16 protein-coding genes and 1 pseudogene are annotated in these 21,389 nt (G+C 69.9%); 5 read left to right on the forward strand and 12 right to left on the reverse strand.

All coding sequences use genetic code 11. From position 1 onward, the window contains the following. Positions 1-119: 119 nt before the first annotated feature. Entirely contained in the window at positions 120-845 is a 726-nt protein-coding gene (locus KXC43_RS40645; RefSeq protein ID WP_221381585.1) for a hypothetical protein, read from the reverse strand. A 209-nt stretch (positions 846-1,054) separates the two neighbouring features. Next, positions 1,055-1,189 (reverse strand): transposase, encoded by a 135-nt coding sequence (locus tag KXC43_RS40650; protein WP_221381586.1) that lies wholly within the window; start codon positions 1,187-1,189, stop codon positions 1,055-1,057. A gap of 276 nt (positions 1,190-1,465) precedes the next feature. On the opposite strand from KXC43_RS40650, the gene KXC43_RS40655 reads away from it, so the two are divergent. Together KXC43_RS40655 and KXC43_RS40660 are read left to right on the forward strand one after the other, a co-directional pair. Next, a complete protein-coding gene (locus KXC43_RS40655) occupies positions 1,466-1,765 on the forward strand; it encodes a hypothetical protein (protein WP_221381587.1) in 300 nt (99 codons plus the stop codon). After that, a complete protein-coding gene (locus tag KXC43_RS40660) occupies positions 1,762-3,387 on the forward strand; it encodes an amidase (RefSeq protein ID WP_255645669.1) in 1,626 nt (541 codons plus the stop codon). Before KXC43_RS40655 ends, KXC43_RS40660 begins: the two co-directional genes overlap by 4 nt. Before the next feature lie 273 nt (positions 3,388-3,660). Here the strand turns inward: KXC43_RS40660 and KXC43_RS40665 are convergent, their stop codons facing one another. The 5 genes from KXC43_RS40665 to KXC43_RS40685 form a co-directional block, all read right to left on the reverse strand. Further along, complete coding sequence (locus tag KXC43_RS40665) at positions 3,661-5,724, reverse strand: serine/threonine-protein kinase (protein WP_255645670.1); 2,064 nt, start codon at positions 5,722-5,724, stop codon at positions 3,661-3,663. 145 nt (positions 5,725-5,869) lie between these two features. Then, a complete protein-coding gene (locus tag KXC43_RS40670; protein ID WP_221381590.1) occupies positions 5,870-6,982 on the reverse strand; it encodes an acyltransferase family protein in 1,113 nt (370 codons plus the stop codon). A 72-nt stretch (positions 6,983-7,054) separates the two neighbouring features. After that, positions 7,055-8,788: a sensor histidine kinase gene (locus KXC43_RS40675; protein WP_308129483.1), complete on the reverse strand. Its 1,734-nt coding sequence runs from the start codon at positions 8,786-8,788 to the stop codon at positions 7,055-7,057. Positions 8,789-8,802: 14 nt separating this feature from the next. Continuing rightward, positions 8,803-9,486 (reverse strand): response regulator, encoded by a 684-nt coding sequence (locus tag KXC43_RS40680; protein ID WP_221381592.1) that lies wholly within the window; start codon positions 9,484-9,486, stop codon positions 8,803-8,805. A gap of 115 nt (positions 9,487-9,601) precedes the next feature. Continuing rightward, positions 9,602-12,583, reverse strand: a complete 2,982-nt coding sequence (locus tag KXC43_RS40685; protein ID WP_308129484.1) for a S8 family peptidase — start codon at positions 12,581-12,583, stop codon at positions 9,602-9,604. Positions 12,584-12,708: 125 nt separating this feature from the next. Here KXC43_RS40685 and KXC43_RS40690 point away from each other — a divergent pair. Further along, a pseudogene (locus KXC43_RS40690) lies at positions 12,709-12,915 on the forward strand (hypothetical protein); the annotation flags it as partial. Between the two features lie 21 nt (positions 12,916-12,936). Here KXC43_RS40690 and KXC43_RS40695 read toward each other — a convergent pair. The 4 genes from KXC43_RS40695 to KXC43_RS40710 form a co-directional block, all read right to left on the reverse strand. Continuing rightward, positions 12,937-16,383, reverse strand: a complete 3,447-nt coding sequence (locus tag KXC43_RS40695; RefSeq protein ID WP_221381594.1) for an AMP-binding protein — start codon at positions 16,381-16,383, stop codon at positions 12,937-12,939. Positions 16,384-16,480: 97 nt separating this feature from the next. Next, positions 16,481-17,713: a tryptophan synthase subunit beta gene (trpB, locus tag KXC43_RS40700; RefSeq protein WP_221381595.1), complete on the reverse strand. Its 1,233-nt coding sequence runs from the start codon at positions 17,711-17,713 to the stop codon at positions 16,481-16,483. 138 nt (positions 17,714-17,851) lie between these two features. Continuing rightward, a complete protein-coding gene (locus KXC43_RS40705; RefSeq protein ID WP_221381596.1) occupies positions 17,852-18,637 on the reverse strand; it encodes a helix-turn-helix transcriptional regulator in 786 nt (261 codons plus the stop codon). Between the two features lie 120 nt (positions 18,638-18,757). After that, complete coding sequence (locus tag KXC43_RS40710; protein ID WP_221381597.1) at positions 18,758-19,681, reverse strand: LysR family transcriptional regulator; 924 nt, start codon at positions 19,679-19,681, stop codon at positions 18,758-18,760. 89 nt (positions 19,682-19,770) lie between these two features. Here KXC43_RS40710 and KXC43_RS51800 point away from each other — a divergent pair, with 89 nt between their 5' ends. Beyond that, complete coding sequence (locus tag KXC43_RS51800) at positions 19,771-19,902, forward strand: hypothetical protein (protein ID WP_255645671.1); 132 nt, start codon at positions 19,771-19,773, stop codon at positions 19,900-19,902. 102 nt (positions 19,903-20,004) lie between these two features. After that, positions 20,005-20,748, forward strand: coding sequence for an SDR family oxidoreductase (locus KXC43_RS40715; protein ID WP_221381598.1), 744 nt, complete (start codon positions 20,005-20,007; stop codon positions 20,746-20,748). A 119-nt stretch (positions 20,749-20,867) separates the two neighbouring features. Here the strand turns inward: KXC43_RS40715 and KXC43_RS40720 are convergent, their stop codons facing one another. Further along, positions 20,868-21,368 carry a cupin domain-containing protein gene (locus tag KXC43_RS40720; protein ID WP_221381599.1) on the reverse strand — a complete coding sequence of 167 codons (501 nt, stop codon included), beginning with the start codon at positions 21,366-21,368 and terminating at the stop codon, positions 20,868-20,870. Positions 21,369-21,389 lie beyond the last annotated feature (21 nt).

The raw sequence follows: 21,389 nt of genomic DNA on the forward strand, positions 1-21,389 counted from the left end.
CTGGACAGCCTCCGCAGAGTTGGTGCCGGCACGCAGCCACATCGACTCTGCGGAGCAAGGAATGAATTTTTCACCAGCCGGCATCGGCAACAACGCGTGCTGTCACTGCGGGCAAGAGTTCAAGGGGATGGGCGCCACACCACGCTGACGTAGAAGAGCCGGGGGTCGTTGCCTGCGCCGTATTCGTGGTGGGAGACGCTGCCGGAGCCGGTGGGGTGGCGGATCAGGTCTCGGGTCATGCCTGTGGCCTTCATGAGGGCGTCTCGGGCTGTCACCGGTTCCAAGTCGCAACCGAAAGCTCGCAGCGCTTCGGGATATTCGGTGAAAGGGTGTGAGCGGCGCCAGGCCGCGTGCTGCCACGTGTCTGACTTGGACTGCTGGGCCAGCACCAGAGTCGCTTCGGCGGGAATGGGGAAACCGTCGGGGAAAGCGGGTGGAAGTCCGCGTTCGTCGAGCGATTCCAGGAATGTCACGTCGGTCAGGATGTGGGCATTCGCGTCGTATTCGTAAGGCGGCGCAGGTGGGCGGAGCGGCTCCAGGCGGCCGGACACCCCGCTGGCGTCGAGGGCGGCCAAGGCCGCCGCGACCACCCGGGGGGCCTGGGCGCCGTGGTCCTGCAGATCCAGGTGGAGGGTCGGGCCGTCGTCGCTCAGAAGGGCGTTTACCCAGTTGGGTAAGGGTTCGGTGGGCTCGTCCGGGTGGGGGATGGCTCGGACGGTGTCGGCTGCGGCTCGTAGGGCGGCCATGGCCGTCTCATCGTCGGGAGTATCCCGAATCACCAGCACGGCCTGGCTGGGGCGTTCGGCCACGTAGGCGGCCAGGGCGGCCTCGTCTCGTCGCAGCATGGCCGGAATTCTCGCACACAGGCATTGACGTCGGTGGAGGAGGAATAGCTTCGATACGCTTCACGGGAGCGCTTCCGCAGTAGAGCGTGGGGTGCACTGAAGGCACGGGAAAGTACAAGTAAAGAAGATTACGAGATTGCTGGCGCTTGCGTCGCGGCGGTGCTTGTGGCTCCGCTCCGCGGTCGTTGAGTTGTCCGCCGGTCCGGCGGTCAACACGTTGATGGCGGCGTTGACGTCCAGTCCCGCCGGGTGTCGGCCACCTGGGCGTGCGCCCGGGCGACCTTCACGACGACCTTCTTGCGGTCGGCCGAGCCCTTCTGCTTGCGCGAGAGCGCCTGCTGCAACCGCTTGAGCTTGATCGCCGACCGGGAAAGCGAGCGCCCGCATGCCGGCGGCCGCGCACATCCTCGGCGTCGAGGGGGCGGTCCGCGCCATGACCACACCCAGCGCCACCCCCTTAGTCGCCGCCGCACCGATCCCCGGTTCGCGGCCAGGCTCGTACGATGCCTGTGTTCCTGGCGGTCGATCTTGGCGCCGAGACCGGCCGGGTGCAGCGCCGGAAACGCGAGCGTGATCGTGCAGACACGGCCTCGATACGGTCGGCCCCAAGAGTGGCGATCATGGCTGCGACACCCCCTACAGACGCCGAGCTCAACACCATGATCCGTGCTCGTCTCGCGTCCCTCGGCATTGATCTCGACCAGTTGCCGGCCGGCACCACGGCCGACCCGGCGACCGGGTCGCCCGGACGGGACTCGGTCCTCGCGTCGCTGCGCTCGTTCGTGCGCGGCAGCGTCGCCACCCTCGCCTCCTTCCAGATGCCCGCCCCCGCCGGTAGCGACCCGGCGCACGCCGCCGCTCTTTCCCAGCAGCCGGCGCCGATGCTCTACCCCTCGATCGGTACCGCGTGGCGCCGATGAACCGGCCCACCGAGGTCCCGGCCGCCGAGCCGGACCGCGCCACGTCCGCGTTCAACCGGCGGCTCTTCCTGGCCCGGACCGCGGCGATCACCGCGGCCGCAGCGGTCGGGGCGGCCGCCGCGCCCGCCGCCGCGTCCGCCTGGTCCGGCAGGACGCCGAAGTTCAGCGACGCCGCCTACGCCAGGCCGCGCCCCGAGGCGCTGGCCGACCCGACCGAGCTGACCGTCGCCGAGGCCGCCTGGATGATCCGGTACGGCAAGCTCAAGCCGGCTGCTCTGGTCGAGGCCTACGTGTCCCGGATCGGCGCCTACGACGCGGTCTACCAGGCGTTCAACACCGTGCTGGCGGACCAGGCCCGGGCCGCCGCGACAGCCGCCGGCAGGCGGACGCCGAGCACCCCGCTGCACGGCATCCCGCTCGCCATCAAGGACAACTACTGGACGCAGGGGGTGCGGACGACCGCCAACTCGTACCTGTTCCAGGACTTCGTCCCGCCCTACGACGCCACCGCGGTCGCCCGTCTCAAGAAAGCCGGCGCGATCGTGCTCGGCAAGACACAGATGGGCCCGCTCGCCACCACCCGAGCGACCACCCCGGACGGCCGGATCACGACGGTCAACGCTTGGACGCCCGGCAACCCGGCCACCGACCCGGGTGGATCGTCCACCGGCACGGCCACCTCGGTCGCCGGCCGGATGGCGACCTCCGGAACCGGCACCCAGACCGGCGGCTCGATCACGGCGCCGTCGAACGCCCAGAACCTGACCGGGCTGAAGCCGACGATGGGCCGGGTGTCGCTCGCCGGGATCATCCCGCTCAGCTACACCCGCGACCATCCCGGCCCGCTGGCCCGCGACGCCCGGGACGCGGCGATCATGGTGACCGCGATGGCCGGTGAGGACCCGGCGGACCCGCGGACGCAAGGACTGCCCGAGATACCAGACCTGATCGGCGCGGCCACGCCGATCGTGTCCCGGGGCCGGTACCGGGTCCGCACCAAGGTCCGGGTCGGGGTCCTGCCGGGCTACGCCGCCGACCCGGCACGCCAGGCGTTCCTCGCCGCCCTGGACAAGATCGACGGCATCTCGCTCGCCGACGTGCCGTTCCCGGACCAGTGGGACCTGCTGACCGGGACCGAGTTCAACAACGTGCGGCTGCCGGAGCGCAGCGAGCCGTTCATGCCGTATCTGCGGTCGGACCTGCGTGGCTTCGGCGTGTCGGTGACCGGGTGGCTGCAGGGCGCGCTGCTCGGCGCCGGCGAGTTCATCACCGGGCAGCGGGCCAAGCTTCTGCTGCTGGAACGGGTGCTCGAGCAAATCTTCGCCAAGTGCGACGTGGTGGTGCAGACCAGCCCGGTGCCGTTCGACATCCTCGGGCTGCCGGAGATCGGCTTTCCGATCGGCTTCACGGCAGCGGGGGTGCCGATCGGGACGATCCTCGGCGGCGCACCGTACGAGGAGGACCGGCTGCTGTCCGTGGTCGGCGCCTACCAGGCGGTCACCGACTGGCATCACCGGCGGCCGGCCGATCCGGTCGCGCCGACAGCGTCGGCCCGGTCGCTCATGGCGGCCGGCGACCGTGGCCGGTTGACCGCCGAGGACGTGGCCGAGCAGATGCAGTAACCCCGCGCCCGACGGCGGCGCTTCGACGTCGTCGTGGACCCGCACCGCCGCCAGCCGGTCGGCCTCGTCACGTTCGTGGACGACGAGACCGGCCTGCTGGCATTTCCGGCGCCGCAGCGGAACTGGGTGTACTCGACCGTCGCTGTCTCCGAACGATGCGAGAGGACAGGCATGACGCTGCACGAGAATCAGCCAGGTCCCGTCACAGCGGCGGGCGCTGCACTGCTGCCCTTTCTCGGCTCCGACACGGTGGTGAACGCCGGTGCACCTGCGCTACGACGCGACGGCGACCGTCTCGAAGGCGGACCAGCCGCCTTCGGTGAGCAGCGGGCCATCCTCGCTGCGGACGGCGGTGTGGGCGCCCGAGATCTCGAACAGGCCCGAATCCCCGGCCGGGGTCAGCTTCCAGGACTGTTCGGCGTCACCGGGGCGGCAGGCCTCCATGCGCAGGATGGCCTTCCGGACGTCGGTGAGGCAGGACGGAGCCCCGGCCGCGGGCACCTTGGGTGTGGCGACGATCTGGACGGTGTTCTGGTTCGACTCCTGGCGCTTGCGGACCTTGGCCGGCTTGATCGTCATCCGGGTGGACTCGGTGACGGCGGTCCCGGTGAAGTCCACCGATCCGTCCGGGTGTGAACGCAGGTGGTGCCGGCCGCCCGCGTCGCCGGTCAGGGTGATGACGACCGGGACGCCCAGGTCGATCGCGTAGTTCTTCAACTCGGCGACGTTGGCGTCGACGAGCTTGGGGCCGGTGGGCGGGGCCGTCGATGGTTTCGTCGACGTCGACGTCGACGTCGACGTCGACGTCGATGGCTTAGCCGACGTCGGCGGTGCGGCGGCCGCCGGCGGCTCCCCGCGGTCGACGAAGGTGTACTTGTCGGCGAACTGGGGCTCGCCGACCTCGGTGACGTCTGAGCGCTTCTTGTCGGCGTCCCACAGCAGGAATCCGTAGTCGTTGCCGATGCTGTAGGCGGGCCGGCCGCCGGCGTCCTTACCGGTGTCGACGAGGGAGAACAGCGTTGCTTTGGTCGGCGTGCAGGCGGTGCCGACCACCGGCGCGATCGGCTCGTCCGGATCGATCTTGACGCCCAGGCAGATCTCCGGGCCGGCGTACCCCTCGTTGGTCAGCGACTGGATCATGTAGTCGACGCCCACCGGCTTCAGCACGAACTGCGACCGCGAGCCGGTCCCGTCCGAGACGTCGAGCTCGGCGCTGCCGTCGTCCAGCATGAAGAACCGGCTCGTCGTACCCAGCCGCAGCGAGAAGCGGCGGTCGCCGGCCAGGATCGCCGTGAGAGGATCGACGGGGGCGCTGCTCGCAGGCGCCACCGCGTCGGTCGACGAGGCACTGCTGAGCATGTGCGTACCGACCAGGCCGGCCGACAGCAGGGTGACCACCGCCGCGGCGGCCACCGCCACGCGGCGCAGCCGGTTACCGCGCTGAGGATGCCGCGCCGGTGGTTCGACGACGTCGTCCGGGGGTGGCGGCGGGGGTGAGGGCGGAGGCCCCGGCCGTACGGTCCGGGTCTGGCCCGCCAGGAGCAGATCGAGCAGCTCGCGGGCGCTCGGACGCTGCTCCGGGTATTTGGCGAGCGCACTCTCCACCACACTTCGCAGCGGCTCCGGCACACCCGAGGTGTCCGGCGGCTGGGTGAGGATACGCATCGCCGTGACGGTCGGGGACTCGCCTGCGAACGGGGTGCGGTTGGTGGCCGCGTACGTGACCACGGCGCCCCACGCGAAGACATCAGCCGCCGGGGTCACCTCGGCGCCGAACGACGGGTCGAGCCGCTCCGGCGCCATGTACGCCACCGTGCCGATCATCTGATCGGTGCTGGTGTGCCGGCTCGTCGCCTCGAAGGCCCGGGCGATGCCGAAGTCGATCACCTTGATGCCGCCCAGGGCGAACAGCACGTTGCCGGGTTTGAGATCGCGGTGGATCACGCCGGCGCCGTGGATGGCGGTCAGCGCCGTGGCGACGCCGACGGCCACGCCCTGCAGGGCGGCCCCGGTGAGCGGTCCCTGCCGGTCGACCAGCGCCGTGAGGGACGGGCCGTCGACGAATTCGACCACCAGGTAGGGCGGATTGTGCTCCGGATCGGCGTCGAGCACCGCGGCGGTCGAGAACGGCGGCACCTGGCCGGCCCGGCTGACCTCACTGCGAAACCGGCCCCGGAACTCGGGGTCGTCGGCGTACTCGGGCCGGACGACCTTGATCGCGACCAGGGTCTGATCGGGGGCCCGGGCCAGGAAGACGCTACCCATACCACCCTGGCCCAACCGGGCCACCAGGTCGTAGACCCCGAGACTTCTCGGGTCGCCGGGACGTAGCGGCATGCTCATGATGTGGTCAGAGCCCGTTCTGTCAGCGGTCGCGGGGAAGGTTACCGATGCCCGCCCGCGGTGGTCAAACCCAGGTCAATGCTCGTCCTGGCCACCGGCACGCAGGATCGGCTCGTGGAGGACAAAGATCGACTCTCGCCTACGCGACGCGCTGCCGTGGTCTCCGATCGTCTGATGTCTGCGGTTGGCTCGGGCGGATGGAACCGGTGGCGATCCAGCGGCGCAGGGCGGGGGCGGCCGGCCGCTCGATCAGGCGGTGGACCAGCCAGGCGGCCACGATCAGGATCGCTACCGCGGCGATGATGAGCGCGGGCACCGGCACGCCGGTGCGGTCGTAGGCGTACCGGATCATGGTGTAACCGATGCGGGGATGCAGCAGATAGAGGGGGTAGGAGATCGCGCCGGCCACGGCCAGCCAGCGCCGGCGCCAGCGGTCGGTGACGCCCAGGGCGATGGCCAGCAGCACGATGTACGCGAGGGTGATGATCAGCCACGCGGGCCAGACCGGTACCGGGAAGCCGGGGTTCGCGAAGAGCACGCGCTCGCGTACGCGGAAAAGGCTGAGCGTCCAGGCCGCGGCCAGCAGGGCCCACAACGGAAGGGTGGGGCCGTGGCGGCGGACGAGGTAGATCGTGATGCCCGCGACGAAGTAGGGGGCGAACTGGGGCATGACCAGCTCGGCGAGCGGCGCCCGAGCCGGGACGAGGACGGAGAGGACCAGCCAGCCGGCGCCGATGGCGATGACCCGGCGGCGGGTGGGGCCGATCAGGACCAGGATGGCGAACAGGGCGTAGAACCGCAGCTCGTACCAGAGGGTCCAGTAGACGGTGTCGACGTATGGCACGTTCAGCGGTTCGGCGAGCATGGTGAGGTTGACGGCGATGTCGCCGGCGGTCAGGCCGTGCGGCAGGGGGATGCCGTCGGTGAGCGGCAGGACGGTCATGACCGCCGTGGTGATCAGGACGCAGGCCCAGAAGGCGGGGTAGAGCCGGGCGGCGCGGGAGGCGAGGAAGTCGCGCGGGGTCCGGTCCCAGCCGCTCATGCAGATGACGAAGCCGCTGATCATGAAGAACGTCTCGACGCCGAGGAAGCCGTAGATCAGCGTCGAGTTCACTTCTTGCGGCAGGTACGCGGTGGTCGGCCGGACGCCGTCGACCGACCACGCCATACCGAGGTGGTGGAAGGCCACCGCCAGAGCGCACAGCAGTCGCAGGCCGTCCAGGGCCAGCAGGCGGTTCGTCTTCGCAGCCACGATCGGCCGCCTCCAATGCAGGGGTCATCGCCGCGAGTGGCCGGGCCGCTCACGGTGGGGGATGAAGGGATGTCAGGTAGGCAGGCGCAGGGTGAAGGTGCTGCCGTGACCGAGCCGGCTGGTCGCGGTGACGGTGCCGCCGTGGGCCTCGGCGAGTTTGCGGACGATGGCCAGGCCCAGGCCGCTGCCGCCGGTGCTCCGGTTGCGCGACTTATCGGCGCGCCAGAAGCGGTCGAAGACGTGCGGCAGGTCGTGCTCGGCGATGCCGTCGCCGGTGTCGGCGACCTCGATCACCAGGTAGCCGCCGTCGAGCCGGGAGCGGACGGTCACGGTGGCGCCGGGCGGTGAGTGCCGGACAGCGTTGGAGAGCAGGTTGCCGACTGCCTGCCGGATCCGGTTCGGGTCGAGCATGACCTCCGGGTCGTCCGCCGCCTCCACCTCGATCGTGACGCCGTCGGCGCGGCCGGCGTGCGCCGCGGCGACCTGACCGAGCAGTTCGTTGACGTAGACCAGCTCGGGGTGCAGGCGGAGGCGGCCGGCGTCGGCGGCGGCCAGGTCGCTGAGGTCGTCGATGACGTGCTGCAGCAGCTCGGCCTCGTCGGCGAGCAGGTCCAGCAGCTCCGGGTCGGGTTCGGCCACGCCGTCCCGGGCGGCCTGGAGCCAGGCGCGGATGTTGGTCAGCGGGGAGCCGAGCTCGTGGGCGATGTCGCTGATCATCGCGCGTCGTTGCCGTTCGACGGTCTCCCGGCGCTCGGAGAGATCGTTGAACGCGGCGGTGAGCCGGCCGATCTCGTCGCGGCCCCGGACCGGGAGGTCGCTCGCACCGCTCTCGACGGCGTGGGTGAGCGCGCGCAGCGGCCGGGAGATCCGCCGGCCGACCAGCAGAGTGACCGCGAAGGCGACGGCCAGGACCAGCACGGCCACGGTCGTGACCCGCGAGGTGCCGGCCCGGGAGAGGTCGAGCACCGTGCCGGCCTGCCGGGCCGGGCCGGCGACATAGAGGTAGGCGCGCGGGGCCACGTACGGCGCAAGCTGTTCCCGGCGGGACTGAATGATGCACTCCTGCGGCTGGCCGGGGTCCAGGCGGGCCTCGCGGGTCGGCTTCCAGGCGAAGCCGAGCAGCACGGTCACCACGGGCTCGGCCGCGGATCCCACCAGGCACGCGTTGGTGAGCGCGGTCAGCTGGGCCAGAGCCGCACGTTCGGTGTCGGTGACCACGTCGGCGCCGGACTTCCGATAGCAGTCGGCCAGTTGCGCGGAGACCAGGTCGGCACTGGTGAACAGTGGCGCCAACGCCGGCCGGCCCGCGGTGGAGGTGTCGGCCCCGGTGGCTATGCCCAGCTCGGTCATGCACTCCTCAGCGCGGACAAGCCGGCCGGACAGCATGCGGTGCTCGGCGGCGGTCAAGCGGTACGGACCGAACGCCCGCTTGTAGATGCCATTCGCGTCCGACTCTTTGGAGGCAAGAAATCCCTCGACCTGGAGGGGGTCGACCAGCGCCGACCGCCGGGCCGGAAGGTCTGGCCGCTTCCCCTCGGAACTGGCCAGGAAGGCGCCGTCCTCACCGGTGAGCGTGATCTCCCGGCCGGTCAGCACGCTCAGCTCGGCCAGCATCGGCTGCACACCGGACCACGTATCGTGCTCGGCGGCGTACTCGAGCACTGCCTCATAGATCCGGGCGTCGAACGCGATGCCCTGGCCCAGCTCCTGCCGCAGCTGCGACGTGGTGCTGTTCACCACCAGCCACGTGGTGGCCAGCACGGCACAGAGCACCACCAGCAGCGACATGGCCAGCAGGCGTCCCACCAGGCTCGGGAACCTCACAGCGACCCGTCGGTGAGCTTGTAGCCGATGCCGTACACGGTGAGCAGGTACGAAGGCCGCCGCGGATCCGGCTCGATCTTGCGGCGCAGCTTCACGACGTGCATGTCGACGGTCCGGTCGGTCGCCGAGACCTCGAACCCCCGGGTCTTCTCCAGCAGCTGCGCCCGGGTGAACACCCGGTCCGGGGCGGCGGCCATCGCGGCCAGGATCTCGAACTCGCTGGGCGTGCAGTCGACCCGGCGCCCACTGACGGTCACGTGATGGCCGGGTACGTCGACCGCGACCACCCCCACCCGCAACGGGGCGTCTGGCGTCCATTCGTTGCGGCGCAGCATCGTCCGGATCCGCGCCATCAGCTCACGCGGGTTGTACGGCTTCATCAGGTAGTCGTCCGCGCCGGCCTCGAGCCCGAGGATCAGGTCGTCCTCGTCGCGCCGGGCGGTCAGAATCAGAACCGGTACGTTGCTCTCCCGGCGCAGCGCGCGGCAGACCTCGATCCCGTCCGGCCCCGGCATCATCACATCGAGCACCAGCAGCTCCGGCCGGGACCGGAGAACCAGCTCGATCGCGCTCCGGCCGTCGTGCACGACCGACGCCCGGTAGCCGGCCGCCCGGAGGTAACGCCGGACCACCTCGGCCTGCCGGACGTCGTCCTCGGCGACCACCACGTGCGCGCTCATGGCATGGACTATAGGAACGCCCGGCGGCCTGACTCCCGAACACTGACATTGCCGAGACAATTGAGCGTTGCGATCGTGGGGACACAGCCGTTGCCGGCTGTGTCCCCACATCACATCAGGCGGTGACTTGCAGGACTGTCTGGCCGATGCGGGCGGTGCCGTCGCCGTACGCGATCAGGCCCAGATAGCGGGCGCCGGCGGTGAGCCCGGTCCACGCCGCTGTCACCGTGGTCGCCTGGCCCCGCGTCACCGACTGGGTGGCCGGGGACGCCGTCAGGTTGCCGGCCGCGGTGTCGCCGACGACCCACGAGTGGTGCACGACGTCGAGCTCCCCGAGGCCGGCCGGGAGCGCGAACTGGACGATGTAGATGTCGTACGAGCCGGGCGGCAGGTTGATCTCCTCCTCCGCGGTCCCGCCGCCGCTGGAGGCCACCAACGTGTTCGTGCCGGTGCGGTAGGCGAACAGGTCGAGGTCGGTGCCGGCCGGGTGGTCGGCGTCGAAGGTCGCCGCCCGGGCCAGACGGGTGCCGGCCGGCACGGTCAAGGTCACCTTGCCTACGGCCGGTCCCTCGGCCGGGGCGCTGGTGTCGAAGTCGCTCTCCGTGCCGACCAGGTGCAGGCGATCGACCGCGGAGGGCACCAGGCCGGCGGGGGAAGCGGTCAGCGTGCCGGTGTAGCCGGGAGTGACACGCAGCGCCGTCGACCCGTTGGCGCCGGTCGCGTCGACCTCAGCCGGGGCCGCGAGTGCCACCGGACGGATCGCGATCGGGCTGCGGACGTCGGACGAGATGAGCCCGCCCGCTCCCGCCTTGTTGACCCACGTGAGGGAGCCGAACGTCCACTGGCCGATCGCGGCCTCGGTCCGGGTCACAGTGACCTTGAACGACACCGACTTGCCGGGCAGCACAGCGAACCGCTTCGGCGAGACGGTCACGGTCGTGCCGGCCGGGGCCTGGATCTTCGCCTCGTAGAGACCGGGCAGTTTGCTGACGTTCTTCACCGTACGGGTGATGACCTGCTGTCCGGCCAGGTCGCCGACGGCGATCGACGGATAGTTGAGGTCGCTCGGGTCTTTCGAGCCGTACTGGTCACAGGCCGATCCCACGGCCCCGCTGCCGCAGACGAAGCGGATCCAGTCGGGGTAGGCCGAGTCGTAGACCAGGCCCGGCCGGTAGGCGCGTCCCGGACGGACGTGCCCGGCGCCGAAATCGAGCGGTGTCGCGGGCGCGCCGGCCCGTTGGATCGGCTGGCCGGTGTTGTCGGTCTGCCCGGCCGTGGTCATCAGCGCAGACTTGACCCACATCGGCGCCCAGCCGGGGTTCTCGCTGACCATCAGGGCGGCCAGGCCGGCGATGTGCGGGCTCGACATCGACGTGCCGGAGTACGCGTCCCAGGTGCGGCCGTTGTTGCCCGGCGGGGCGACCGGCGCCACCACGTCGACGCCGGGCGCGGTGATGTCGGGCTTGAGCAGGTCACCGTTGCCCGCCAGAGCCGGTCCGCGGGACGAGAACGCGGCCATCTCGGGTGCACGGACTTTGATCTGGGTGCTGGCCGAGAGCGAAGCGGTGGCCCCCGGGGTGGCCGCGTACGCCTTGATCGCCAGACCGGCCGCGCTGTTGACGTGAACGGTCGGAACGAAGTGGTAGTCGGCGTTCACCGAGTTGTCGGGACTGTTGTAGAGGATCATTCCGACGCCGCCGGCCTGCCGTACGGCGAGGCTCTTGTCCGTGCGGCTGTTGCCGCCGCGCAGGCACAGGACGATCTTGCCGGTGACCTTGGCCGGGTCGAGCCGGCCGGAGTAGCACAGCTGCACCTCGGTGGCCGGGGCGCCGGCCAGACCGGCCTGCACCGAGTCGATCAGCGGCGACGACGGGACGGCCGGCCCCTGCCCCATGCCCTCGTAGGTGGCGCCGTTGCCGAGCGTCACCGACTTCTCGTATCCGCGGTCGTGAGTGCCGGCCGCGACGGTGGTGATCCACGGCGAGTTGTGCGCGACCGTGCTGACGCCCGGTCCGCTGTTGCCGGCGGACGCGGCGACGAACACGCCGGCGTTGGCGGCGTTCAGGAACGCGAGCTCGACCGGGTCGACGAACGACGAGGTGGAGCCGGAGACGGAGTAGTTGATGACGTCGACGCCGTCGGCCACCGCGTTGTTGATCGCCGCGACCAGGTCGGCCGTGGCTCCGCTGGAGCCACCGCCTTGGTCCCACAGGGCCTTGTAGACGGCCAGGCGGGCCGCCGGGGCCATGCCGGAGGCGTCGCCGACCTTGCGGCCTTCCATCGTGGCGTCGACGTCGTGGTTGCCGACCGCGGTGCCGGCCGTGTGCGAGCCGTGACCGTTGAAGTCGCGCGGCGACCGGAACTCGCCCGGGTTCGTCTCGTCGAGCGAGCCGGAGGTGTAGTACCGCGCCCCGATCAGCTTGTTGTTGCAGGTCACCCTGCGCGCCGGGTCGGACTCCTCGCCGCTCTGGCAGGTGCCGCGCCACTTGGCGTCGATGACCCGCTGATCCGGACGCGGGCTCGGCAACGCGGCGAACGCGGGGTTCTCCGGCCAGATGCCGGAGTCGATCACGCCGACGATGACGCCCAGGCCGGCCCGGGCGGGGCCACCGAACTCACGCTGCCACACGCCGCCCCGGCCGGTCAGCCCCAGCATCTCCGGCGTGGAGATCGTGTCGGCCTTGTGCACGGTGTTCTTCGAAACCGCGAGCACGTCCGGGCTGCGCCGGAGCACATCCGCCTCGGTGGTGGACAACCGGGCCGCGTAACCGCTGAACGCGACGTCGTACTCGTAGACGGCGTCCCCGGCCGTCAGGCCCGCCCGCTTCTGGGTCCGCTGCCGCTCGGACTTCAAATGCGCCCGGTACGCTTTGGCTGCGCTGCTGCCCAGGTCGACCTTCTCGCCGATGGCCGGCCGGGTAGCGGGGATGCCCGAGACGCCGCCGGCGTATGCGGCGACCGGCGGCGCCGCCAACTGCACGATATATACGCTGGTTGATGCGGTCGGCGCGCTCCGGGCCACGTCGGAGCCGGTGGCCACCAGGGCTGCCGACGCGGCGACGGCTATGGCGATCTGAACGGATCTTCTTGCTGACACGGGCTTCCTCCGGTGTGCGAACAATCGTTCACATTGGCCGGAGCCTATGCATGGTCTTCGATGAACTGGAAGATGTCTCGGAGATTCCCGTACGGACGGAGGATGAGCACATGGCCACGAACCTGAGCACTGTGACCGGGACCGTCACGGCCGGGGTGGAACATCAATGCCTCTTGCTCGACGGATACCTGCTGGTGGGCGGCGATCGCACGGTGATCAAGGCCGGTGTCCGTGTCGTCGTGACCGGCCGGGTCGTTCCGGACATGGTCACGTCGTGCCAGCAGGGAATTCCGTTCGTGGTGACATCGGTTCGTCCGGATGCCGAGCCTTAGCATGCTCGACGAGCTCGCCGCCTACCGCGACGTCTGCCGGACCGGGAAGCCCGTGCCCCTTCCGACCAGGTGGTACAGCTCGTTTCGGAACCGGGTCATCCACTGATCGATCTCGGCTCCGGTCCACCACAGCCGCCGGGGCGAGTATTCCCAGACGATGCGGGTCGTGCCGCCGACGACCGCGCATTCGACGTAGAGCGGCGGCTGCCGCACGCCGGCCCCGGGATCCGGCACGTCGCCGATGGCGGCCGCGCTCAGCGAGAAGAGGCCGCTGCGGCTCCGCGTCGGCATTTCACCCTGGAAGTTGAACGAGAGCGTCGGAGCCGGGGCCTGGCGGATGCTCTGTCGCAGGTCCGGATCGTCGTTCAGATACTTGAGACCTTCGAACGACAGCCCCGCGGACGGGACAACGGCAAGCCGTTCGCCCACCGCCGTCAGCGTTTCGGCTGGGCTCTGGGACCGGCTGTCCTCGAAAGCGAGCGGGAAGGTGCAGTGCAGATCGCCGACCGTCCGCGAGAGATCGAGGCCGTGCACCGCTGTCTGTCTGCCCGATCCGGAGAGCTCGACTACGAGACGCCCGCAGCTCCACTGGCGCTGAGCGGTCCGCACCAGCGCCGTGAGCAGGGTGGTGGCCAGCGGTGCGCGGCGTGCGTCCGGCCCGGTCATCCGTACGTCGCGGAGCGCGCGTGTCTCCTCGGGCGGCAGGCTGTGGCGTGCGGTGGCCAGGTCCCCCGTCTGCACGGCGGGATGCGCCAGCGGGTCGTATGTGGCCGGCGCCGGCGCTGCCAGCTGAGTCCGCCAGAACTCCAGATCCGCCTTCGCGTCCCGGCGGGCGAAGTCGTTCATCCAGCCGGAGAACACCTCGAAGCGCGCCGGTGTCCGGGCCAGCCGCAGGGCCTCGCCCTGTTCGTCCAACCGGCAGAGCTGATCGAGGTCATCGAGCAGGATGCGCAGCGTGACCCGGTCCATGACGAGGTGGTTGACCGCGATGAACAGGCGTTGCCTGGAGCCGGTCTCGATCAGGAGCAGACGCATCAGCGGGCCGTGCTCGACGCTGACACGGCGTAGTTGCTCGCTGAGCAGCGGCGGGAGCGCGTCGGGCCGGTCCAGCGCGACCGACTCGACGGCGAAACTGCCCTCGATGTCACCGTAGCGCTGCGCGAATCGGCCGTCGTCCCGACGGAACCGCAGGCGCAGCGCCTCGTGCCGGGCGACCAGCGCGGACGCGGCTCGATGGAGACGGTCCGGGGTGAGCCGCCGATGGACGCCGAGCATGACCGTACGGGTCGAACCGTCCCATTGCCCCAGCTCCAGGGCGTGCCGCTGCGCGGCGCTGAACGGGACGTCACCGGTGTCCGGAGCCTCGCCCGGCTCGGCGGGCGCCGACTCGAAGTGCCGTACCAGCGAGATCGCTATCGCCCGCAAGGTCGAGTCGTTGCCGAAGTTCGCCGGTGGGATGCGCGCTCCGGTCCGGTCCTCGACGCGCTGGGCCAGATCGATCAGCCCGAGCGAGTCGAGGCCGACGTCGCGGAGTGGCCGATCCACCGATACGTCGTTCGGGTCGGTCAGGTGCAGCACCTCCGCGACTTCGGTCTGCAGCAGCCGGAGCACGTACTCCGGCTCGCCGCCCGGGCCCGCCCGGGGCAACGTCTTCCACCTCGGCCTGCGTCGTCCCGAGATCGCCGACGAACGCAGCGAGCCGACCGTCCACTGGTGCTTGGACTGTGTGCGCCGCAGCTTTCCGCTGGTCGTCTTCGGAAGGCTGTCCGGCCTCAACAGCAGGACCTCATGACACTGCACCCCGCAGTGCGAGGTCACCGCGGCCCGGATCGCCGAGGCCGCGCGGTCCAGCGGGATCGGCAACCCGTTCCGCAGGACCTTCTTGCGCAGCTCGGCCGCCACCACGACCCGCTCGACGCCGTCGACCCGCACTCCGAAGGCGACCGCGTTGCCCGGCCGCAGAATCGGATCGGACGCCACTACCGCCGCTTCCAGATCCTGCGGATGAATGTTGCGGCCCCCGACGATGATGAGGTCCTTGAGGCGGCCGCAGAGGAACACCTCGCCGTCGTCGCCGATCACCCCGAGATCACCGGTTCGCAGGAAACGCCGCCCGTCGTCGGGGTCGTTGCCGGTCGCCAGGCGCGCGGCGAAGATGGCGTTCTCCTCCTCGGTCCATCCCCAGTAGCCGCTCGACACGCTGGGACTGGAGATCCACAGCTCACCGACGGCGTAGGGTGGCCGCGGCCGCCGGGTCACGGGGTCGACGGCGATCACCGAAACACCCCACTCCGCGTCAGGCACGCCGCTGCCCACGAGCGTCACCGCGGGTGCGCCCGGGGCCGGCGCGACGATCACGCCGTCGCGATCCAGCAGGGCCCGATCCCCGCGGAGCAGCGTCGGCTTCCGGCCGACCCGTCCGCAGACGAACAGCACGGCCTCGGCCATGCCGTAGACGTTGCCGAACGACGCCGGATCGAAGCCCATCGGGCTGAGCGCGGCTTCGAAGCGGTCCATCGTGGCGACGAGCATCGGCTCACCGCCCTGCAGAGTGGAGCGGACCGACGAGAGGTCGAACGAGTCGCCGTCGCGCAGACCGCGCAAGACGTAGTCGTAGCCGAAGTTCGGCCCGGCGATGTGCGTGCCGCGGTAGCGATCGATCGCCTGGAGCCAGAGACGCGGGGTGGCCAGGAAGGTCGTCGAGGAGAAGGCGATGCAGCGCGCCCCGGTGTACATGGCGTTGAGGATCCCGCCGGCCAGGCCCATGTCGTGGAACAACGGCACCCAGCCGACCAGCACCGACTCGCTGCCGACCCGGGTGTTGCGCGCGATCAGCTGGAGATTGTGCATCAGATTCCGGTGCCGCACGACGACGCCCCTGGGCGCCGACGTCGAGCCGGAGGTGTACTGCAGGTAGACGACGTCGTCCGGGCCGAACTCGGCGGCCGCTCGGGCCAGCCGGGCCGCGGCCGCCTCCGGATCGGCGCGTTTGACGCGATTGGCCACCAACCAGGCGAGTTCGGGCCAGCTCGACGTCTCGCGGCCGCGCCAGCGGCCGGCCACGCCGTCGCGTACCGACGCCAGCGTGGTGAGCGCGCGGTACCTCGCATGGGTGAGGGCGACGCGTGCGCCGCTGTCCTCGGCGATGTGCCGCAGCTTGGGCAGCTCCCGATCGAGATGCCGCGGGTCGGGGCTGGCCACCGGGACCGCGACCGCGCCGAGGAGCATGCACCCGAAGAAGCTCGCGACGAACTCCAGACCGTCAGGCGGGAAGATGAGCAGCACGCGGTCGCCCGGCACGACCCCGGCCTCCTGCAGTAAGTCGGCGATGCCGGCCGCCCGCCGCACGATCTCCTGGCGGTCAGCCGCGTCGATCTCCTTCCCGTGGCGATCGAGAAACGTGTACAGGGGCGCCCCGGGAGTGGCGTCGAGGCGGTCGGCCATCGTGGTCAGCAGGCTCGCGGACATCCGGGACTCCGATGGATGGGGGAGTGACTCGTTCGGACGTTACACCCGTCACCATGAAAGGAGCCGGTCCCGCTGTGGACCGCTCGACAAGCCTCCGTCAGGGTTGAAGCGGTTGACCGCCGTCGTGACCGGCCAGGACGAAGTTGACGTCTTTGTCGCCGCGTCCCGACAAGTTGACCAGAATGCTCTCGTTCGGAGGTCTGTTCGCGGCCAGGCGGGTAGCGAATGCCAAAGCGTGTGCGCTCTCGAGCGCCGGAATGATTCCTTCGTGCCGAGCGATGCGGAGAAACGTGGCTGTTGCTTCGTCGTCGGAAACGGTGCCGACGGACAACCGGCCGGACTTGCAGAGCATGGCAATCTCGGGTCCGACGCCGGGGTAGGCCAATCCCGAGGCGATCGATCTCACTGGGGCGGGACTACCGCCGTCCTCCTGCAGGACGACAGATGAGGTTCCGTGCAAGGTCCCTGGGCGCCCGAACGTCAGTGTGGCTGCGTGCTGACCGAGCTCGGCACCCTTGCCGAGGGGCTCGACCGCGTGCAGGGCGACCTCGGCATCGTCCAGAAAACCCGAGTACATCCCGAGCGCGTTCGACCCACCGGCCACGCAGGCCACGACGTGGTCGGGCAACGTCCCCCCGGTGATCGACAGGAACTGCGCGCGCGCCTCCTGCCCGATCACTGACTGGAAGTCCCGGACGATCATCGGGAACGGATGCGGCCCGATAGCCGAACCTATCGCGTAGAGGGCATGGGCGTGCTGCTCGGTGTAGGCGCCCAACGCTGAGTCGCTGGCCTCCTTCAACGTCGACTGGCCGGAGGTCGCCGGGACGACCTGCGCACCGAGGAGGCGCATCAGGCTGACGTTCGTACTCACCTTGTCGACGTCGATCGCCCCCATGTGCACTTCGCAGGCGAGCCCGAAACGAGCGGCCGCGCTGGCGAGTGCAACGCCGTGCTGGCCGGCCCCTGTCTCGGCGATCAGCTTCCGCTTTCCCATCCTCCTCGCGAGGAGTGCGAACCCCACACAATGGTTGATCTTGTGTGCACCGGTGTGGTTGAGGTCCTCACGCTTGACGTAGATCCGGGCCCCGCCAAGCTGCTTGGAGATGTTCTCCAGGTAGTGCACCGGCGTGGGCCGGCCCTGCAGACCAGTGCGGACGCTGTCGAGCTCGGCCCAGAAAGCCGGCGATGACCTCAGTTCCCCGTACGCGCCGGCAAGCTCCTCAAGAGCCGGTCGCAGATGCTCTGGCCAGTGGGCGCCGCCGAAGTCTCCGTAGTAACCGTCCGCGTCGGGGAAGCGGCTGACGTGATTTCTTGTACTGCCGGGCATCGTGACCACCTTTCGATACGTCGACGGTAGGCCGAACGGGAGCCCCGATCTTGAACAGGATGTGCGCCCCGCGGCTCGAGCCGATGCGCCGCGTTTCAACGACGCAACGGCGCTGCCGGGGGTGCTGGCCGGCGCGGCTCAGGCGCGGCACACAACACGGGACAGCGTTCCGGGCGGAACACCGAAGACCTTCTTGAACTCGCGGGTGAGGTGGGGCTGATCGGAGAACCTCGCCATCTGCGCGACATCACTCAACCCGAATCCGGCGCAGATCAGTTCCTGAGCCCGGGAAACGCGGACCTGGCGAAGGTAGGTCTGCGGGGGAATCCCGATCGTCTGACGGAAGGACCGGACGAGGTGGCTGGGATTGACGCCGATCGTGCGTGCGAGGTCGTCAGTACGTGTCGAGCTCAAGCAGTCCTGCTTGATGAGCTCGCACACCGTTCGCGTGATCGACCGCGAGGTCGCTGTGGGGGACTCGACCACAAAACGACACTCCCGCAACACCCGCCGGAGGGCTCCCTCAATTGCCGTGTCGTCGATGACCGGTGCTGCCAGCGCGTCGGTCAACTCCTGGGTCGCCCGGTTTCGTGCCAGCACGTCTGTCTGCAGGGTCCGTACCTCGTCCGGCCCCACTGCGCCGGTACAACCATCGAGAAACGCCTCGGACGGGTAGAGGACGTGGTACTCAGCGGAACCGGCTGCGCTCCGGCCCGCATGCACCTCGAACGGGTTGAAGAAGAACACATCGCCGGCACGGACGGTCCCGGTCCAGCGGCTGGACCTGATGTGCGCGCTCCCGCTCATGACGACCACAACCGAGTACGTCCCATGCATATGTGGGTCGAAATCCAGCGCTGCCCCGCGCGCACGAAGAAGATCCGCGTCCTGGAGCGCGAACGCCATCGAGTCGACTCGCGTCACGACGAGAAGTCTTCCGCGCGACCACCTCGGGCCGCGCCCGCCGCACACCTCATACGCCGACGGCCTCCGCTCCTGCAGCGTGGATCCGATACCGAGCACACATGGTGCTGACGGCTTCATTCACAGCTCGCTCGACCGCGACCCATGCCGGCGGCCGGCGTCACGGGCGAGGAAATTCTCCGCGGATCGGACGAACTCTGCGACGAGGAGGTTGGTGTCCGCGGCGCGGGTGACGACGACGACCCGGCACGGCTCGGCCTCGTCGATGGGCACGGCGACCAGATCGGAGCGCAGGGTGAAGCGCCGGTCGCCGGTCGGGACGACCGCCACGGCGGTGCCCTCGGCGATGGCCTCGAGTTTGTCGTCGTACGTGTCGGCGATGGCCGTGCCCACCGGGGCGGGTTTGCTGTCGGGGCGGGGCTCGAGCCGCCAGAAGCCGGTCCACGTCGCGCCCATGCCGGTGCAGCCGACCAGCGGTTCCGCCCAGACGTCGGCCATGGTGACGAACTCCTTACCGGCGAAGCGGTGGGCCGCGTTCACCAGCAGGGCCCGCGACTCGGCGTACAGGGTCGTCAACTCCAGCTCATCGGCCGGGATCGGCAGCGGTGTGCGGGTGACCAAGGCGTCGACCTGCCGGTCGAGCAGGGCGTCGGCGTCCTGAATGTCGAGATGACGGGCGCGGATGTGGGCGCCGGGATGGCGGCGGCGCAGATCGCGGACGGCGGGGGTGATGACCAGATCCTCGGCGTAGCCGATCGTGATCGTGCGGGCCGGCGCCGCAGACCGGGCGGTGAGGATGGCCTGTCGGGCGCCGTGCAGCAGTTGCTGCGCCTGAGGGAGGAACGCGGCGCCGGCGGCGGTGAGCCGGCTGCCCTGGGTGGTGCGCTCCAGCAGCCGTACCCCGAGGATGTTCTCCAGCCGTTGGATCTGGCGGCTCAACGAGGGCTGAGCCACCCGCAGCTCCTCGGCGACCCGGGCGAAGTTCAGGCGTTCGGCGACCACCGTGAAGTACCGGACCAGCCGCAGGTCGAGATCGGGAAGCACGTTCGAAGCCTACGCGTCATGCACCCACGGCATAACGAGCGACGGCTGCGCCCGAATCCGCCGGACGCGATATCGGCAGGGCGCCCACCATGCAGAGTTACCTGACCGACGTCCTTGCCCACAAGCCCGACGAGCAAGCCGTCCCGAACGTCGAGGTGCGCCCCGGAGACGGAAAGCCGCTGCTCCGTCGCGAGCGCCCGCGTTATGCCGGTAATGCATGACGGGTTTCCCAAGAGGTCTTGGACGCCCTCCTTGCCCTGATTGTTGACTCATCGTGTCCGGCTGCGATGAGCCGGCGCCGGCTCAAAAACGGGAGCGTCTGAATGGGAAAGTATTCCGGCAAGAAGGTCGTCATAACCGGCGGCAGCAGCGGATCTGGCCTGGCCGCGGCGGAGTTGCTCGTGGGGCAGGGCGCACGAGTTCTGATCACCGGACGGGACGAGAGCCGGCTGAATGCTGCGTTCGCGCAGCTCGGCGACAGCGCTATCGCGGTGCGCAGTGACACGTCGTCACTGCCGGAGATCGACGCGCTCGCCGGCAGGGTGAAGCACGAGTTCGGCACGATTGACGCTTTGCTGGTCAGCTCCGGCATCAACGGCTTCGCGCCGTTCGAGGCGACCGGCGAAGAGCTGTTCGACCAGCTCTTGGCGATCAACGCCAAGGGGCCGTACTTCACCGTGCAGCGCCTCGCCCCGCTCCTGAATGAGGGAAGTGGTGTCGTGCTCACGACCTCGGTGGCGAACGTGATGGCGCTGCCGATGCTCAGCGCGTACGCGGCGAGCAAGGCAGCGCTGCGCTCGATGACCCGCAGCCTCGCACGGGAGCTGCTTGCCCACCGGATCCGCGTCAATGCGGTGAGTCCCGGCGGAATCGACTCGGGGCTTCTCGAGAAGTCCATGCCCCCGGAGGCGGCCGAGCCCGTCAAGGCCCAGATGGCCTCGGATGCGCCGATGCAGCGGATGGGCACCCCGATCGAGGTAGCGCGCGCCTTGCTGTTCCTCGCGTTCGAGGCCACCTACACCACCGGTGCCGAGCTCGCCGTCGACGGTGGCGGCTCGCAGCTCTGACCGGCGCCACCTGTCACGAGGAAAAGGCCGGCCGTCAGCGGGCACGCGTGCCCGCTGACGGTTGTCCCGCTGAGCAGGCCCCGACGGGCCGCGCGTCCAGGTCACTTCGCCGGCGCGACCTACAGGAATTCACTGCGGTACGTGGAGGCCAGTTCGGCGGCGCGGCGGCGGCGCTCGGCGAGCTCGTCGGGCGACAGCTGTGGCGGCGGCGCGTCCTTGCCGGCGATCACGTCGCCGATGCGCAGGAAGTACTCGTCCTGCCCGGCCGGGGTACACATGCAGAGCATCCGGGCCGGGGCGCCGGAGACGTTGCGGAAGTTGTGCGGCGCGTTGGCCGGGATGTTGATCGTCGACCCGGCCCGTACGGTGTAGGTCTCGCCCCGGAACATGAATTCGATCTCGCCCTCGAGGATGGTGAACATCTCCTCGAAGTCGTGCCGGTGCGGGGGCGGGCCGCCACCGTCGGGGACGCGCATGTCGATCAGGCAGTACTGGCCGTTGGTCTGCTCGCCGGTGATGAGCATGGCGTAGGTGTTGCCGACCAGCGAGACGTACGTCGTGCTCGGGTCGTCCGGATCGGCCACGCTCAGCGAGCGGGACGGGTCGTCATCGGGAATCATTGCTGGGCTCCTTCGAATTGG

The organism is Paractinoplanes polyasparticus (genome assembly GCF_019710575.1).
Classification (GTDB): domain Bacteria; phylum Actinomycetota; class Actinomycetes; order Mycobacteriales; family Micromonosporaceae; genus Actinoplanes; species Actinoplanes polyasparticus.